Source organism: Dyadobacter sp. HNCC25DJ187, from assembly GCF_056895255.1.
The window spans coordinates 787,628-804,491 of the sequence record NZ_JBXHAT010000002.1 but is presented as its reverse complement, the minus strand read 5'-3'; the positions used below and the strand labels follow the sequence as shown (position 1 = coordinate 804,491).

Sequence of the window (16,864 nt, the reverse complement as noted above, 5' to 3'; positions counted from 1 at the left end):
AAGATTTTTTATGCCCGGCTTTGCACGCCAGCCAATATACCGTGTGCCTGGAAAATAGTATCGTCTTTATGGTGTTTGGCAATTGTCCTGTGAGGACATATGTCACGGTTTAGCACTGAACCTGAATAAAAGCACAAAGCTCCAAGTTTGCACGTCACCCCGCCTGACGCAAAACCCGTGTTAGCACTCGTTTTTCTCATCCGAGATATTGTTTTAGTCTGTCAATAAGAGAGTTAAATGGGTGTCCATTTTGTCGCCATATTTGCTCTGCTATTTTAACTTTTCTTCTTGTGTCTTCAAAAGCAAGGTCAATGTCGCCCGAAGAACTTAACAGTTGTTCAAATGTTTTGTCTTTCTCTACTACGTTGGAAAGAATTGAACCAATATTAAACTGACTATTTAAGTTTGTTTTAATAAAGTCTGCTGTCGCAAGTTCCCAGTTACTTGGTCTAACTAATACTGACACAACATAATTTCCTTCATTAACTTGTTCCACCGCTTTTCTCGCTTGTGATACGGCAAGTTTTAAACTCTTATCCCAATTTGTCGGTGAGAGTGATTTAAGTTCAATGAAGAATGATTTTGAATTAGTTGGATTTGAAATTACCACATCTTGAGACCCGATTCCTTGATAAGTAATATTGTAAGGCAGGTTCACTGAATTAAATGCTTCAATGAAAGCTCTTTCTACTGCTTCGCCAATTTTTTTCTTAAATTCAAAATCGTCTTGCTCGTCTTTTAGCTGTTGAGCAAGATTCTTTATTTCTTCAATACTTATTGATTTGGCTATTTCAGCTATTTCAGAAAGTTGTGTTAGGCTTATGCCTGATTCTGCTAAGGCAACCAAGTCATTTAGTTTTTCCTTGTTTGATAAGAGTTTTACAATGTTTCCACCAACTTCTGAATCTTCAAGAGATATGTTTACGAAAATTTTATCCTTTTGGGATATAAACCAATCGAAATATCTGTCAGCAACAAATTTGTTTTTACTGTCAGAGCACCAATGAATCAATTTTAGAATTGCTCCACTTTTTGTTGAAAATGCATTGTCAATTCTAAGTTTTTCAAGTTCTTCTTTTAGCTTTGTTGCAAGCTCTTCAATTGTTTTTGCAGGCAATTTTAAGCTTCTGAAATAATCGTTAACTATGAATTTGTCCCAATCTTCTGCATTATTGAGTTCAAATAGTATTTTTATCAAATCATCATCTAATGGGTTTTCATTCGTTCCATAAGCAAAAATATCATTTACAAATGCACAGAAATCACCTTTTCGATTTGGAATTATGTTTCCAAATTCTAACAAGGTTTTAAATTCTGAACTTTCTTGAAGTAATAGTAAATGGTCAAGGAGCCATTTTTCTGAATTTTCAAGCCCCAAGTTTGTAAGTTTATTTGCTGCTTCAATTTTGTGGTGAAGTAATTTAATAAGTTGCCGTTTGGCTGGATTGAAATTGAAATCAGAAATACCATTTATGACAATAGGCTGTTTTTCTGATTTAAAAAAGAGTTTCGCCGAATTAAAGAGTTTAGATTGAAACGAATCATTTGAATTGGAGGCTGAGATACTTAATATGTCAAGCAATACAACTTCGGCATTGACTCTATCAATGTAAGTTCTTTGAACCTGACCGTATTGATTCTTTTCTTCATAGTTTAGGATTTTATTTATTTCATCAGAAATATCTTTTACTATCTTTGAAGCGTGGGAATTGTCAATGGCAATTAAATCCCTGTTAATGAGTATGTCGTTCCAGTCTTCATTTTTAAGTGATTTAAAAATTGAAATGAATTCATTCGGTATTTTAGTTTCCTTCTCAATGTAAATGTCATCATTTAAGGATTTTAGAGTCCCCTTAATTGTCGGAATTATTTTATACTCCTTGAAATGCTTAATTAGCTCGTTGTCAATTAAGAACTTGTAGACCGAATTGAGCCATTGAACATTGGTTTGTTGACTTCCTTGAACGGTTATGCTATCAAGTGTGATTTTGGATTGAATCTCTTTTAGTAAATCTTCGATAGTATAAAAAACCTTTTGCCCCCAAGTTTCAATTTCAGATTCAATCCCCAAATTGTCTTGCCAAGAAATCAATTGCTCTTTTCTGCAAATCTTGTTACCCCCAAAGTAATTGTTTAGTATTTTCCAAAAATAGTCGTTTTGTTCTTTTGTGCCAGAAAATTTGGGTATAACAGCATTCTTGATTTTTATTTTTCCCGAAGCTGTTTCTACTATTTCTTGTTCTATGAGAAAATGTCTATATGGTTTTTGAATATTGTCTTTAAACCAATTAATTACTTCTATTTCAGTCAAAGCAGTTGGAATTCTACTTTGAGCTATCATACTTAAATTTTTTGCATTGTTTGTTTTAAGCCATTCTACGAATAATTGAGCTTTATTTATTGCTTGAATAAAAATGTCACGGTTTACTAAAACACTATTACTTGCTGTGTCGGTTAGTAATACACTATCTCTTTTTTCAGTTGGGAAAAAATTTAGACCATTTAGGATAAATGGAAAATAAAAGTGCTCTGTTCCGACTAATGGGAAATCACGATACAGTCTTGCTGATTTCTCTATAATCTTAATACTTCTTTCCGTATGATTGTTAATAGGAATAGCCAAATCCAGTTTATCGTCCTTATAGTGAATGAAGCATAAATCTTGTGTTGCTCCGTTAATAGTTTCCTTAATAACTGGAAAGTAGAAATCACCATTATTATTGTTTTCAAACAATTCATAAGTGATTTGCTTTCCCGTAATCTCATTATTGATTATGACCTTTTTAAGTTCTTCAACAAAAAATAGGGTCTGCGGTAAAGTAGAAGCAAGGTCTTCAACTCCAACTACTGCAGCTTCTCTTGATTCAGGATTTTCTAAAGGATAAATAAAAACAGTGTCAAAATCTGTTTCTTTTTTTTGCGAATGATAATTGTGCCTTGTTGGGAAAATATGTTCGTCTTCAATTTTCTCAATTTTGTCAAGCTCTTCGGCTATAAAAGTGATTAAGTCTTCTGATTTTTCCGCTTTTCTATTTAGTTCAAATTGAAAAGTCTTTGGTAATAGTCCATTTTGTTCAACAATTCCTTTTACGGTTACCGTGTCTGAAAGTAAATGAGTGCTAATAAAACCCGTTCCAAACTTGCCTGTTATTCTCTTGTTTGTGCTGTCAGAAGGTTTCCCTGAACTTACTTGTTGGATTAGTCCGGTAATATTTTCTACTCTGAAAGGGTTTCCGTTATGACTAAAAATAAATTCATTTTTCTTTAATGTGATTTCAATAGTCACACCACCATAAATGCTTGGGACGTCCTTTGCGTTTTGCATTAATTCCCAAATCCATCTTCTTCGGGATTTAGTCCTTTCGTTTCTAACTTCTGATAAGATTTGAATAACCTTGTCAGCAGTCAGCTTGTAATTATTGTAATTCTTGCTCTGTTGAACTGTCTCTAAATATGTCGTCATTATTTATGTTCTGTGTCTTTTTAAAATGAGTGCTAACGTATTGGCGCTTGGCGCAGTGGCGGATTTCGGAGCACAAAACTGTCAATACACCATAAAAGTTGATGCGAGGTAGAATGTTCAGTTAACCACTTCACCCACCATTGTGCCAAACGCCTGTTGGCGGTATGTGCTTCTATTCTACTATCCATTTAAAGATAAAATTTGCAACAATTCCTGTTATTATGCTTGTTCCAATTGAAACACAAAACCAAGTCCATTTATGTTTTAATTTTTCTCTAATATGGTCTCTATGTTCTTTTGCTTTTCTTGTCAATACAACAAAACTAGGTTCGCTATTATTACTGGATGTCTCGTCTATCCAAACTCCAAAGACAATAGCAAGAATGATTGCTATTAAAATAAAGATAGCTACTTGAAAATAATGCTGTGATGAAACTCCGCTTGCGATATAAGAAGTTAAATAGTTTATCTTCTCGTCCGTTGTGTTTGTTCCGTTTGAAAACTCTTGAACCTTACTAACTTGGGAACTGATAAAGTTACTTGTTATTTTAAATGCTCCGATAATACACATCAGAAAAAATAAAACAGAAAATCCTAAACTAATTTTACTGCTTTGTCTTCTAATAAATCGCTTGAACTTATTTTCTTCTTTAAGTAATGACTTTATTTGCTTTGTAAGCATATTCTCTATGTCGGACCCCCAACTTCTTGCGGTATGCTCAATATTTATTCTAAACTATCCTTTTGACGGCAATAAAAATACGGGCATATCATTTTCTTCAACTGTTATTCTTTCAGTTGCCGAAATTATAAGCAATTCTATTACTTGCTTTTCAGGATGTGTCTTATCGCTAAAATGAATTAGATAATCCCAAGTAAGCTTTACTGCTTCTGATATTATTGGTTTTACTTCATTATAAGTTACCAATTCGTCATAACTACCAAGTTGGACTGAGGAACGGTCAGTAAAAAATATTTTTGCAGTAAATTGTATTAAATGTCCATTGTTCTGCTGGGTCACTCTTTGGTTTACTAAGTCAAATAAACTTTGTAAGTCGCTAAGATGAATTTCAAAATTACCTGAAATGCGTTTTGAAATAGTCTGCGGTTTACCAAGAAGTCCTGTTATGAAGTCCTTAAATTGTTCTCCGTCAAAAGGAAAAGTCAAATAACCCTTTGAAAAGTTTTTAGGTTCTTGGCTTTCGTTTTCTGGGTTTATAATTGTTATGTCTGACATAATTATTGTTTCAAATTTTATTGTTAGTCGTGTCTTTTAGCATTACCGCTAGCTATGTAATATGCGAAAGTTCTGTCATACTTATCGTATTTAATTGAATAATTAAAAGGAAAGATATAAATAAACACATCAATAATTCGCCAAAAACCAAGCAGTGTCCTCCACCACCACCCAACAGAGCTCAAACCTATCAAGCGCAGAATAGCAACCACCAATTCCAAAAAAGAAAAAGCTAACGTATACCAAGAAATTTTAAGGAAGACTTTCTACAAAGAAGCAAACAGGCAGTTTTCAATAACTTTATCATAGATAGGGAAGGTGAGATTGTAACCCTAAGTAGCAAATTAGTTCTGATAAAAGTGGTGTAGACCTGGAAATATTTATTAACCGGTAATTGGGAGCGTGGGAGGTGTTGTCGGATGGTTCAAAAAGCAACTGGTTTTGTGGGCAGGTGTTTCATGCTGTTTTTTAATCATGTTTTCTAAGGCCCGAAAGTTCTTACCGAGGATAAAATAGGCTCTGGTGTGGGGTACCGGTTTCAATGCTTATGAAGTGATGATGAATAAAAAAAATGGCAGTATCGAAGTGGAAGACTATGCACTTATCAAAAAAAAGGAACTTTCAAACCGGTTTGATGGACAGCTGTTTGTACTGACAAGCCCTTTTACCTTTTCGTCTGCTGCTGATTTTATCCAGGCTATACATCATTACAAACTCGGAAAAGTAGTGGGGCAGCAGACAGGCGGACTGATTGTAAGCTTTGGAGACATTATCACCACGCACCTTCCGGTAACCAACATGGAACTGACCATATCGCACAATTTATATTACAACATGGGCGCCAAAGAGACTGATTTCAGGGGAGTGATTCCGGATCATCAGGTAGAATACCGGGACGCTTTAAAGTTTACGCTGAATTTAATAAAGAAGCAGCAAACCGTAAAAAATAACTAATCACCTGTTTGCTCCAAGTCTGTAAAGGCGGAACTACAAGAAATACCCTGTTGTCTTGGTGACGTTCTACAAAACGAAACTACCGGGCAGCGTTACCCGTTTACTGGTATAAAGCAAAGTTCACGTTTATCATTCATATGATTCGTAGTGGAATGGGTACATCACCCACTTTCCAGCCATGATAGGTGCAAGACAAATTTTTGATATTAAAGTGAATATGGTACAAACCTCTTATGGCATGGCAGTTCCATTTATGGATTACAATCGTGAGCGGGAAGTGTTGAACCAATGGGCGCATAGGAAGGGAGATGAGGGTATCAGGAAATACTGGAAAGAAAGAAACACGGAAAGCCTAATAACTGGTATTCTGGAGCAAATGCGGATTGATAAATAGTCTGAGATTCATCAGCTACTGGTAAGAAGATATACCGGTCTATCACAATTTGATCTGATAGATTCTGGATTCTGCCTCCCATGGGTGATAGCCTTGCCCTATGTAGTTGAATCCGAATCTTTCGTAGTACCCGTCAAGATCTGTGCACAGGTTCAGATATTTAAATCCACCCAATTTTGCATCCATTTTAGCTTTGTTCACAAGAAGTTCGGCATACCGATTTCCTCTGTGTTGCTGATCTATGAAAAGGGCACAAATCCATGGGTATAGGTCCATTCTGCTAATAAAGTCATTCGTAATCAAACCAGCGCATCCGATTATTGTATCATCTTTAAGCAACAGGTACCATTGCGGCAAGAACTGCTCTGCATGAATGCAGTGAGAGATGCTATCTTCATATAGGATTGGGGCTATATCCGGCCAGCTTTCCTGGAAATACTTTATTGCGGATTGCTTGTAATCAGGCTCCTGCCTGATAGAAACTATTCTCATTTTAATTTCTTCGGTTAATCGTTCATGATTCTAAATGGGCATGTCTGAGGACATCCAACACACATTTCTGTCATAGAGATGTACTTTGAGAAGGCCTATCGGGACAGATACTGTTGCTCTTATTTAATGAACACATTCATTTTTACAGGTTGTAAAATGCCAGAAGCTAATTTTGCGTCTGGTGCTGAACCCTAGTTTTTCATATAACCGTATGGCCCCTGCATTACTATCTGCAACGTGTAAATATGGCATTTTGCCATCGTTAAAAATGGCATGGCTCGCATGCGTAATCAATTGTTTTGCATATCCCTTTCCGGTGTGTGCAGGATGCGTTACGATAGCGCTAAGCTCAGTAAATCCTGTCATTTTCATTCGTTCACCTGCAACTGCAACAAGCATATTGTTTTGATAGATACCATAGTAGTTTCCCAGAGCCGATGTACTTGCCCTGAAGTAACCAGGCTGTACAAGATTGATAAGGCCAAAAAGATCAGCTTTATGATCATCTGTTCTTAATTCTGTAATGTGCTCGTCAACTTCAATAGCAATACGGTTTTCCAGAATCATCTGATTGCAAACCAGCTCATTCTCCAGTTGGACCCTGCTGCTGAAAGCAGGCTGGTTGCCGATGACAAAAAAAGTGTTTGTCAGTGATGCATATGTGTCAATTCCGGCTTCGGTTGCCTCTGGATTTTCGAAACCACCAAATGGACAATAATCCGGTTGATAAAATTGGATGCCATCATATTCTACTGCAAAATCCCGATGCGCTTCGCTGAGAGCATACCAGCATGGGTTGTTTAATTTATCTTTTTCCATGTAAAATATATTATAGTTTAACCGCCTCACTCAGCAGGTTGGCTCTGTTGGCAAGCCATTTCGCATAATAATAAGCGGCTGATAAATATGATTGTTGCAATTTTACAACTCAGATGTCGGAGGATACATCAGTTGTATTATAGTTTACGACAATCCCTTTTCTTTCTTCCATTTCCTGATCCTGAGCCTCGCATTGGCGTAGGGCGAAGATGTATTGAACTGGATCATCCTTCCCAATGTCCATTTATCGTACCATAGTTCTTCATAAAGCTGCCCGTTCGTCTTGCTTTCTATAAGCAATTCAATCTTGCTCACAACGTTATCAAGCCTGTGAAGTAGGGAGAAGTACGTTTCTGTTTCATAATCACTGTAAAACTTCTGCGCAAGCTTTCCCAACTCATTCCATTTAAAGCCGGTTTCGGGAAAATCCACATGCAGTAAACCAGCTTTCCTGCAATTCCATTTAAGAACCAATTCTCCCCAGCCAATAAGGTATGACACAAGATTATTGATGCTCATAGATATCCCTTTCGAATGCCCATCCAACTCGTAAATTGTTGTCATTTCAAGGGGGATTTCTGACAATTCACTTTTTAACTTCGTGTAATTCTCTTTGATCGCTTTCTGCAGTTCTTGCTTATTTTTGGGAACCGACATATCCTTATGTTTTAATTACGTATCTGTAAGTGAATTTAATCTTGGGATACTTCATGTCTCAGTTGCCGCTTTAATTAATAATCCATGCTGGCGCCTTTACCAATGGCTCGCAGTAACATCACTGACGGCTCATTTTTAAATTTAAATGTTCAAACCTAAGCCATTTTTTTGATAGATAGTAAACATTGTTGATATCCTGCCATGTCATAATAATAGTCAACTGATTTGAGTGCGTAGTGGCGACAGCGTAGCGTGCTTTTTTATTAATGATATTAGCTAACTGTTGTTAAACAGATCGGTTAGTTTCAATCCGTTTAACAGGAATGATGCATTTGTTAAGCGAATATTCAGAAGCAACTCAAGGATTTAAGCACCAGAGTAAAGGCGGATCGCAGATGCAGAGCGATCAAATCACTTTTTCATAGGTCAGCACTTCCATCGCCTGCTTGCCGTTTGCAGTTTCTATGTCCTTTTTCTGAACCGTATATTTCAGACCATTTTTGGTCCAGCTTTGAGGAAGTGATGGCTGTATAGCACCATTAACACGCCTGAAATTAGCTGAACTACCCATCAATTTGATAGCATCATTGAACTTGTTGGACGTGATATCCATGTTATATTCACTTACGGTTGTAAGCTGATTACTCACAAACTGGAACTGCATACGCTCTGCCACCTTACCCTTTGAGTTGCTCTGCACCAGATCCGGGCTGTACTCTTTCCAGTCGAATGCTCCAATTTTACGGCTTTCTTCATGTTCTTTTACTTGTGCTCTGTTCATTCCAAAACTTATTCTGAACAGATCGTTCACTTGATTCTTATGTCGAAGACTTACTGTTGTACTCCTTTCTACTGTTTTTCCATTTTCAAATGTGAGCACACAACCGATCGGCTGATTACTAAATTCAGTTTTCGAACTGATCTTCATCTGATCGACGGCTACCCACTTTTGGTAGGTTTGACTCCATCCCCTACTGTATTTAAGCGAAATGGGTAGACTTGAAGTGCCTGACCATCTGATCGCAGGCGGATTACCAACAGTAATGGATCCGATCATAACTAAAACACTGTCAATACTATACGTAGTGTCCATTTTTGTTAAATACCTCGTTACTTCAAAGTTCATAGGTTTTTCCGGCGTACTGACAGAATCACCATCAAAGTAATACCCTCCAGGCCCCTCAAATGCAGGAATTGCAGGTACTATTTCCGGCGTCTTATTTTTATTGCATGAGGTAAGGGATAGCAGTACAAGCGATAGGAAAACAAAATGAGATGTATTCAAGCAGGTAAATTTTTTAATAAATTGTATCATGGCGGGTAAAATGAAATAAATAAAATATAAAGATTTATGCCAGATTTTATCGCTAAATCCGAAGCATCATTCAAAATCAGAACGATCTATGTCACCGAAAAATTACCATCGGACTACCTAAAAAATCAGGGCTTTAAAATTCGCTGGAGAGCAATCATAAGTTTGGCATACCAGGTTTCGGGCTTAACTATTTGCGGCTGACCTAATTTATCTCCGGCATATTTACTGTGAGTAGCAGGATTAAAATGGTCCCTCCCAGGATGATCAGGTATCCCTTGTGCTGGCTATAATCACAAAAACTAAATAAATACCTTAGATCCGGCTTGAAAACATCGATTCCGGGAGAAATTTTCCATTACTCTAACTTAGGTGCCTGTCTGTTAGGATATTTATTGGAAACCAGAACGAGGGGAAATTATGAATGGCTACTTCAATGGAGATTTTTTCGCTCTTTTCGGTATTAATTACCCTTGTTGCGTTGTTGCTTGTATTAATGTCAGAATGCTGAAACTTCCTTGCGGCATGAGCCTAGTGCTTATGGGAAGTTGTTTCGATTGGAGTGATCACTCTCGGATATGTGTCTGGGAATGTTACTACCCTCGCTGGCATGCTCCTGAGCTTACTGTTGTTTGCTGGGGCACATCATGTTATCCTGGAAGATCTCAAAAAATTTTCCAAGAGAATCGCTGACTTCGCTGTGGTTAGGTCCGATTGTCTCCAGTGTACTGGTTGAATATGGGCTTTAGTTTTTGATGGACCTGCTGATAAACCGCTAACGATCATTTATGGTCTGATGTTAGGCGCCTTGATTTTACCCACAGTCTTATCTGTCATGGGCATCTTAAAAGAAGCAAACCTTCAAAAAAATGCGGAAACCAACATATTCGGCGAATCCCTGTTTAACGATGGAATAGGGTAGTGATTTTTGCAACCCTTCTTAAAATTGCTTCTGTTGGTATCGGAAATTATGGCGTTTGGGCAATTGGAGAGCTCTGTTTCAGGAAGAGAATAGCTTGCTGAATACAAATAGATTGCGGATGGTTCTTTGGTTCGCCTATTGCATCTATGGCCTTATAACTGATCAATGTAATTAGCTTCTGATGCCTTGGTTAATTTTGTGAACACATAACTTGAACCAATTGTAAGAATGGCAAGCGTGATAAACGTATAATGAAACGCCTGTGATAAATTCGTTTCCAGTGCGCCTGAACTGAAAAATGAAAGCACAAGGCTTGATACGGAAATACCAAAACTGATTGAAAGCTGTTGAGAAATGACAAGCATTGTATTACCACCGCTTGCCGAATTTTCATCCAGTTCTGAAAGGGTGACTGTATTCATGGCAGACATCTGTATGGACGTAAAGAATCCATAGAATACCATGAGCAGTATGTAATAGCCCAAGGGGGTATCTTTCTCTACAAATCCGAGTATAACCAGGCATAGGCCTAATAATATGGTATTGCTTATCAACACGGTCCTGTAACCAAAAGATGTAATAATCCGGACAATGAATGGTTTTACTGCTATGTTCGCCAATGCGGAAGGCAGTAACAGCAGCCCGGAAACGGATGGTGAATAACCAAAGCTGGTTTGAAGCATTAGCGGTAACAGCAGCGGCAGACCGCCAATCCCAAGACGGGTTATCAGACTGCCTGATAGGCCTACCTTTAAACTATTAATATTCAAAAGTCTAAGGTCAATTAACGGCTTTTCTGTTTTCTTAAAATGCCAGTAGTAAAACAATGAAAGTAGACCAAACAGGAATAGTAGGCCAAGAATCACGGTTAAATGACTGAACCCTGTTCCGACAAGTTCCAGCAACATGGTTATGGCAATCAGCGCAAGGCTGAAATAGACAAGTCCTCTGAAGTCAAACCTTCCAACGGCATGTTTAAAGTTGGGCATAATGCGGTAAGCCATAGCTATTCCTATAATTCCGACAGGAACATTCACTAAAAAAATCCAGTGCCATGACAAATATTCCGAAAGGAAGCCTCCAAGACTTGGTCCGACAACCATGCCTAATAATCCAAAAACAGTTATAAAATTCATGGTTTTAAGCAATTCGGCACGCGGGAATTGGTACAAAATCGCCAGACGAGCAATAGGTACCATCATCGAAGCACCAATCGCCTGCAAAACCCTGGACATATTAAAAGTGAGTAGGTCGACAGAAAGGGCACAGCATAAAGAGCCTGTTATAAACAGACTTACAGCAATCATAAACATTGTCCGCGAGCCAAACCTGTCAGAAAGCCAGCCGGATAAAGGGATGAACAAAGCCAAGGTCAGCGTATAGATAACAATTACCGAATGCATCTGTGTGGCCGAATATCCCATATCCTTTGCTATGGATGGAAGCGATGTGTTCAATATGGTGCCATCCAGTGACTGAATAAACATAGCTACAGCCGTTACCCATGGTAACAACTGTGTAGCATTAAGATCATTTTTTTCTATATTCAAGTTTGTGGTGATTTGATTCAAGACACAGTTGTTCGAACCTTTAAAAAAAATCGTTCTCGCCCGGATCTTGCCTATCATCGTAAAAGCGACAGGAATTTGATTACACAACAACACTGCCAATGCCATCCGTTCGCAGTTTAGGTTTTTTAATAATGGAGTAAATGGTGCTTGCTATGCCCTCGCCGCTGCCCTATAAAAGAAAGTCTGGTGATTGTCTGTCCGCAGTTAAGCGGTTTGCTGGCAGCCACAGTCTTTTGTTTTGCGTCGTCTTACTACCTTTTTATGCGTATAAAAATCAGCGGTGAATATGGTCTTTATCGGGGCGAATCAAACCGGTGAACCGAAAGGTTTTGGTATGATTGTTTTCCCGAAGGTGCACTTATAAAAATCTCAGGTCTTACAAAACATGCAAATCCTGTCACATTAATCAAGAGCCCGTGAAAGCAGCAGTTATAGAACACTGTGGTTCACCTGGCGAGTTCAAGATCAAGGATTTTCCGACTCTCAAAATTAGAAAGGGACAAGTCCTGACCCATAATAAGGCTTCGTCAGTTAACCCAGTCGATACATTAGTCAGACAGGTGAAGACAATGCTTATCACCGGTTTATTTGATGATCAGCTGTTGGAAAGCGATTTCAGTGGAATTGTCATTGAGTCTACAAGCAATCGCTTTGCGCCTGGAAATGAAGTATTTGGTGTGAATGCGGCAATAAAAGGAGGGGCATACGCCCAGCAAATTATAGCAGACCATGACATGTGTATGCTATCATCAAAAGCCCTTCAGCGATCATTCCAGCTATCAACTAGCTTGCAAAAGCGGTTTGTCTATGTTTTACTCCCCATTCAACCAATCCGATTATTTTCTCCTTCAGTCCCATTGCTGATTCGGTAATGCCGTATTTTACCGTGTTTGCATCTACCACCGTGCGTTTTACAATTCCGTTCAGCTCAAGTTCTTTCAGTTTTTTGGAGAGGGTTCGCCTGGTAATAGACGGAATGAATCGCTGGATCTCACTGAACCGGATGTCATGGTCAAACAACAGGCAGACAATGATCATCTTCCATTTTCCGGAAAAGATATTCAGTACATCCAGCATCGCCAGGCCGTCCTCCCGACTGCAATTCTTGAGGTCTAGAGCGAGTTCAATATTCTTGTACATACAATTTTCTGATGTTGTATACTCCGGTATACCAGTGTAGTTTGAGGATCAAAGTTACTATACCTTTACCGGGTAACTAAATGGTACAGATGAAAATATTAATGTTTGGTCGGGGAGTAATATCAACGCAATATGGATGGGCTTTCGAAAAGGCGGGCCATTCCGTAGAGTTCTATGTAAGACCGGGAAGAAAATCCGAATTAGGAGAGAAGGTTACTTTAAATATTTACGATGCCCGTAAAAAAATACGCGGCGTATTGGTGGATGAAGACTGGAAAGTGACTTTAAGAGAAGATCTGAATTCAGGTTATGACCTGATAATCGTAAGCGTGCAACATTATCATTTTCCTGATGCCGTCAATTTTTTAGCAGATAGAATCGGAAATGCAACGGTGCTCATATTTAATAACCTGTGGGAAGAACCAGCGACTGCAGTAGCAGGTCTTCCTGCAAACCAAGTGGTCTGGGGTTTTCCTCAGGCAGGGGGCGGTTTTGACCAAAAGGGTGTATTGAATGGGGCTTCGCTTGGCGGCGTGAATATGGGCATGTCTGCGGAAAAACCAACTGAAAGAGAGTTGCAGGTTATGGATCTGCTCAGCTCTTCAGGCTTCAAAATAAAATTATACACAGACTTCCGTTCATATCTGTTCTCCCATTTTATATTGAATGCAGCACTGCATTTTGAGGGCGTGAAAGCTGGCAAAGGATTGTCAGCGGCATCTATTGAAGACATGCAAAAGTCATCGTATTGGCGTCAGGTCTTGCAAAATGGCAAGGAATTGTTGCCGTTATTGCAAGCAAGAAATGTAGATATTACAGCCAGCTCCGAGCTAAAGATCATGAACCTGCCGTCTTGGAGCATTAGTTTGATCATGAAGCTAGCTATCAATTATGTACCACCTTTAAAAGCAGTACTGACCGGACATTCCAATCCTGTTGAGACTAAATCCTATTGCAGGGATGTTTTGATATCTGCAGAAGTGCTAGGGATCAGTCTGCCCCGCTACCAGGCGGCAAAGGCATTACTGCAGGTACCCTGACAGTAAGAAACGCAAGTATTGTGTCCAAGTGGAAAAATAGGTAGTTCGGAATTTTCTGCTTTGACTTCTTGACAGTAAAATTCATTTTACTAACCATTTCAGGAAGCTTTTTACCATTGTAAAACTATCAGCTTGACTGATTGTTTAAGAGTATTCATTTTCTTTACTCTGGCCGGTTGTAAAATCTCATTTTTATAAATACGGTCGCGCCATTTCATCTGCAGCCGCCAGGTTTTCAGTGCGTTTACTGATATCGGCTTTATGCAAAGCAGCTTTCAAGGTGTCTTTATTCAGGTCCTGGCAGTAGGCAGGCTCGCCCGGCTGCTGTCTCCACGAATCAGAAAGCCGACCGCCATTGATCGCATCAAAGCCAATGTCGTCAATGAGTTTGATGACAGTGAAATTGCGCAGATGGCAGAATGACAATTCTAATTAACAATGTGCCTTTATTAAATTTATTTTTAATTAGTATAAATAGTCTTATGTTTGCCGGAAAATAACGTTCGCTTGATGAAAACAAGATTACAATCAATACTATTCTTTCTCGCTTCCATTTGTCCTTTGCAGCTCACTTACGCTCAATCTGATTCGGGGTTTGTCAGGGGTGTTGTGATGGACGCCAATAAGCAGCCGGTCCCGTTCGCTACTATTATTGTGAAAGGGACTAATATAGGTACTACTGCAAACAGTGACGGAATTTACCGGCTTGGTAATTTACCCAAAGGAAACGTTTCAATCAGAGCTTCTTTCATCGGATATACGATTCAGGATAAAAACATTACACTTGACCCAGGCACTGAACAAAGCCTGGATTTTGAACTAAAAGAAAGTTCTTCCCAGCTTGACGAAGTCATAGTTTCCGCAGGACGCAGGGTAGAGTCGCTGGCCGAAACGCCGTCATCGGTTACAGTCGTAAATGCAAAAGAGATCAGCGCGCTCTCAACGATAAGTCCTAACATCGCTAACATTCTTGCGTTTTCGGTTCCTGGTTTGGGAGCATCCACCAATCAAACCGGGAATTCGGGACAAACATTGCGTGGTCGTAATCTGCTGGTATTGATTGATGGCATACCACAATCAACTCCGCTAAGGGCCGGAGGGCGGGATATCCGTACAATTGATCCGTCGGTGATCGAGCGGGTGGAGGTCATTAAAGGCGCCACAGCCATTTACGGAAACGGTGCCGATGGCGGACTGATCAACTACATCACCAAAACGCCAAAGACAGACCAAAAAATTGGTGGGTACAGCCAGTTAAGTCTAACAGGCAATACAAGGGGAGACAGCACATTGGGCTTCCGTGCTTCACAACAGCTGTACGGACGTATAGCCAGGTTCGACTATGTGGTAAGCGGGATGTACGAAAAAACCGGTGTTTACCGTGATCCGAAAGGACTGGTGATATCGCCTGACTACGGACTCGGCGAAACCAAAATATACAATGCATTTGCGAAGGTGGGTTATAATTTCAGTGGTTCTCAGCGCATAGAGGCCATGTATAACTATTACAGCTCCAACCAGCATTCGGCTTATGTAGCCAAAGCCGGTATTTACAGACAGTCTCCTGCAATCGGGGTGTGGGGAGCTCGCAAAGGAATTGACGAGGGGACCCGCTACAATCACAATGCCAATATTCAGTATACCAACAAGAATATTTTTGGTCGGACTTCTTTGTCAGCCAATGTATATCTGCAGGATTTCTGGACGGTTTATTCCAATTCAGAATCATTTTTTGGCAGCGGGCAATCAGCTATTATTTCAACCAAGAAAGGTTTCAGACTCAACATGAATACGCCTTTTGCGATATCCTCCAAGCTATCTGGAGATGTGACCTATGGCGTGGATATATTAAATGATCAAACGGAGCAAAACCTGGTTGACGGCCGCGCCTGGGTGCCGCGGATCAATATGAACAACCTGGCTCCGTACGCGCAGCTTACCACGCAGTGGTTTAATTACCTGAATCTGAAAACAGGCTTGCGCGCTGAGAATATTAAAATGGATATTGCCGATTACGCTACTTTGGCAACCGGTCCCGATGGTGCTGGAAGTATTGACGTAAAGGGCGGAAAGCTGGATTATAATGCTTTTGTATTTAATGCAGGACTTCGGTATTCAAAATTTAAGCGGTTTAACCCATTCGTAAGCTATTCACAATCATTTTCTATTTTCGATCTTGGGAGAATATTAAGAGCTGCGAACGAAAATACAGTGGCCGGTCTGCAGACAGAACCGATCATTGTTAACAACTATGAGGTGGGTTTCAGCAGCGCATTGGGGCCTTTGAGCGTGTCGGCAGCGTATTATTACAGTACATCGAAACTGGGTTCCAATCTGCTTCTGGTGGATGGTAAATACGTGGCCGAAAGACTGCCGGAGCGGGTTTGGGGCTACGAGTTACAGGTCGATTATCAGGTCACCAACAGCTTTGTTTTAGGAGGTAATTATGCTTTTGTAGAAGGTAAAGGGGATAAGGACGGTGACGGAAATTTTAACGGCCCGACGGATAAATATCTCAACTCCAACCGCATTACGCCGGCAAAAATTGCGACCTACGCCCGCTACAATCAGGGCAGGTTTAATGCTGACCTGAACTGGTTGTATGTAGGAAAAAGAGACAGGTTCAAACCTAATGAAAAAGGCGTATATTCCATCGGGGAGGGGCCAATCGAGTCTTACAATACTTTCAATTTGTCTTTGGGATACAAAATCACGGAGAACCTGAAAGCCGATCTGGGTATTGAAAACTTGCTTAATACGGTTTATTATCCGTCTATTGCACAGTTTTACGGCACAGCCATAGATTACCGGAGAGGCAACGGGCGCAGATTTAACCTTACGGTAGGGTACCGCTTTTAGCAAG

General features: G+C 39.6%; 15 protein-coding genes. 4 read left to right on the top strand and 11 right to left on the bottom strand.

Annotation, left to right across the window (positions count from 1 at the left end; all coding sequences use genetic code 11):
* Window positions 1-8 precede the first annotated feature (8 nt).
* The 4 genes from AC1XUE_RS14330 to AC1XUE_RS14315 all read right to left on the bottom strand — a co-directional run bounded on the left by AC1XUE_RS14330 (window position 9) and on the right by AC1XUE_RS14315 (window position 4,700).
* Window positions 9-200, bottom strand: coding sequence for a hypothetical protein (locus AC1XUE_RS14330; protein ID WP_483356667.1), 192 nt, complete (start codon window positions 198-200; stop codon window positions 9-11).
* Window positions 197-3,463, bottom strand: coding sequence for a sacsin N-terminal ATP-binding-like domain-containing protein (locus AC1XUE_RS14325; protein ID WP_483356666.1), 3,267 nt, complete (start codon window positions 3,461-3,463; stop codon window positions 197-199). Before AC1XUE_RS14325 ends, AC1XUE_RS14330 begins: the two co-directional genes overlap by 4 nt.
* A 172-nt stretch (window positions 3,464-3,635) precedes the next feature.
* Window positions 3,636-4,145 carry a hypothetical protein gene (locus AC1XUE_RS14320; protein WP_483356665.1) on the bottom strand — a complete coding sequence of 170 codons (510 nt, stop codon included), beginning with the start codon at window positions 4,143-4,145 and terminating at the stop codon, window positions 3,636-3,638.
* 54 nt (window positions 4,146-4,199) lie between these two features.
* Window positions 4,200-4,700: a hypothetical protein gene (locus tag AC1XUE_RS14315; RefSeq protein WP_483356664.1), complete on the bottom strand. Its 501-nt coding sequence runs from the start codon at window positions 4,698-4,700 to the stop codon at window positions 4,200-4,202.
* A gap of 555 nt (window positions 4,701-5,255) precedes the next feature.
* Between AC1XUE_RS14315 and AC1XUE_RS14310 the strand changes: the two genes are divergently transcribed.
* On the top strand, window positions 5,256-5,654 hold the full coding sequence (locus AC1XUE_RS14310; protein WP_483356663.1) for a S41 family peptidase: 399 nt from the start codon (window positions 5,256-5,258) through the stop codon (window positions 5,652-5,654).
* Window positions 5,655-5,892: 238 nt separating this feature from the next.
* A complete protein-coding gene (locus tag AC1XUE_RS14305; RefSeq protein WP_483356662.1) occupies window positions 5,893-6,048 on the top strand; it encodes a hypothetical protein in 156 nt (51 codons plus the stop codon).
* Between the two features lie 42 nt (window positions 6,049-6,090).
* Here the strand turns inward: AC1XUE_RS14305 and AC1XUE_RS14300 are convergent, their stop codons facing one another.
* The 6 genes from AC1XUE_RS14300 to AC1XUE_RS14275 all read right to left on the bottom strand — a co-directional run bounded on the left by AC1XUE_RS14300 (window position 6,091) and on the right by AC1XUE_RS14275 (window position 12,961).
* Window positions 6,091-6,540 carry a GNAT family N-acetyltransferase gene (locus AC1XUE_RS14300; protein ID WP_483356661.1) on the bottom strand — a complete coding sequence of 150 codons (450 nt, stop codon included), beginning with the start codon at window positions 6,538-6,540 and terminating at the stop codon, window positions 6,091-6,093.
* 123 nt (window positions 6,541-6,663) lie between these two features.
* The gene (locus tag AC1XUE_RS14295; protein WP_483356660.1) at window positions 6,664-7,359 is read right to left on the bottom strand and encodes a GNAT family N-acetyltransferase; all 696 of its coding nucleotides are present in this window, start codon (window positions 7,357-7,359) and stop codon (window positions 6,664-6,666) included.
* Window positions 7,360-7,503: 144 nt separating this feature from the next.
* Window positions 7,504-8,016 (bottom strand): ClbS/DfsB family four-helix bundle protein, encoded by a 513-nt coding sequence (locus AC1XUE_RS14290; protein ID WP_483356659.1) that lies wholly within the window; start codon window positions 8,014-8,016, stop codon window positions 7,504-7,506.
* A 406-nt stretch (window positions 8,017-8,422) separates the two neighbouring features.
* Window positions 8,423-9,301: a hypothetical protein gene (locus AC1XUE_RS14285; RefSeq protein ID WP_483356658.1), complete on the bottom strand. Its 879-nt coding sequence runs from the start codon at window positions 9,299-9,301 to the stop codon at window positions 8,423-8,425.
* A gap of 1,101 nt (window positions 9,302-10,402) precedes the next feature.
* Window positions 10,403-11,800: an MFS transporter gene (locus AC1XUE_RS14280; protein WP_483356657.1), complete on the bottom strand. Its 1,398-nt coding sequence runs from the start codon at window positions 11,798-11,800 to the stop codon at window positions 10,403-10,405.
* 804 nt (window positions 11,801-12,604) lie between these two features.
* The gene (locus tag AC1XUE_RS14275; protein WP_483356656.1) at window positions 12,605-12,961 is read right to left on the bottom strand and encodes a winged helix-turn-helix transcriptional regulator; all 357 of its coding nucleotides are present in this window, start codon (window positions 12,959-12,961) and stop codon (window positions 12,605-12,607) included.
* Between the two features lie 89 nt (window positions 12,962-13,050).
* Here AC1XUE_RS14275 and AC1XUE_RS14270 point away from each other — a divergent pair, with 89 nt between their 5' ends.
* Window positions 13,051-14,001 (top strand): ketopantoate reductase family protein, encoded by a 951-nt coding sequence (locus AC1XUE_RS14270; protein WP_483356655.1) that lies wholly within the window; start codon window positions 13,051-13,053, stop codon window positions 13,999-14,001.
* A 192-nt stretch (window positions 14,002-14,193) separates the two neighbouring features.
* Here the strand turns inward: AC1XUE_RS14270 and AC1XUE_RS14265 are convergent, their stop codons facing one another.
* Window positions 14,194-14,427: a hypothetical protein gene (locus AC1XUE_RS14265; RefSeq protein ID WP_483356654.1), complete on the bottom strand. Its 234-nt coding sequence runs from the start codon at window positions 14,425-14,427 to the stop codon at window positions 14,194-14,196.
* Between the two features lie 84 nt (window positions 14,428-14,511).
* Between AC1XUE_RS14265 and AC1XUE_RS14260 the strand changes: the two genes are divergently transcribed.
* Entirely contained in the window at window positions 14,512-16,860 is a 2,349-nt protein-coding gene (locus tag AC1XUE_RS14260) for a TonB-dependent receptor (protein ID WP_483356653.1), read from the top strand.
* Window positions 16,861-16,864 lie beyond the last annotated feature (4 nt).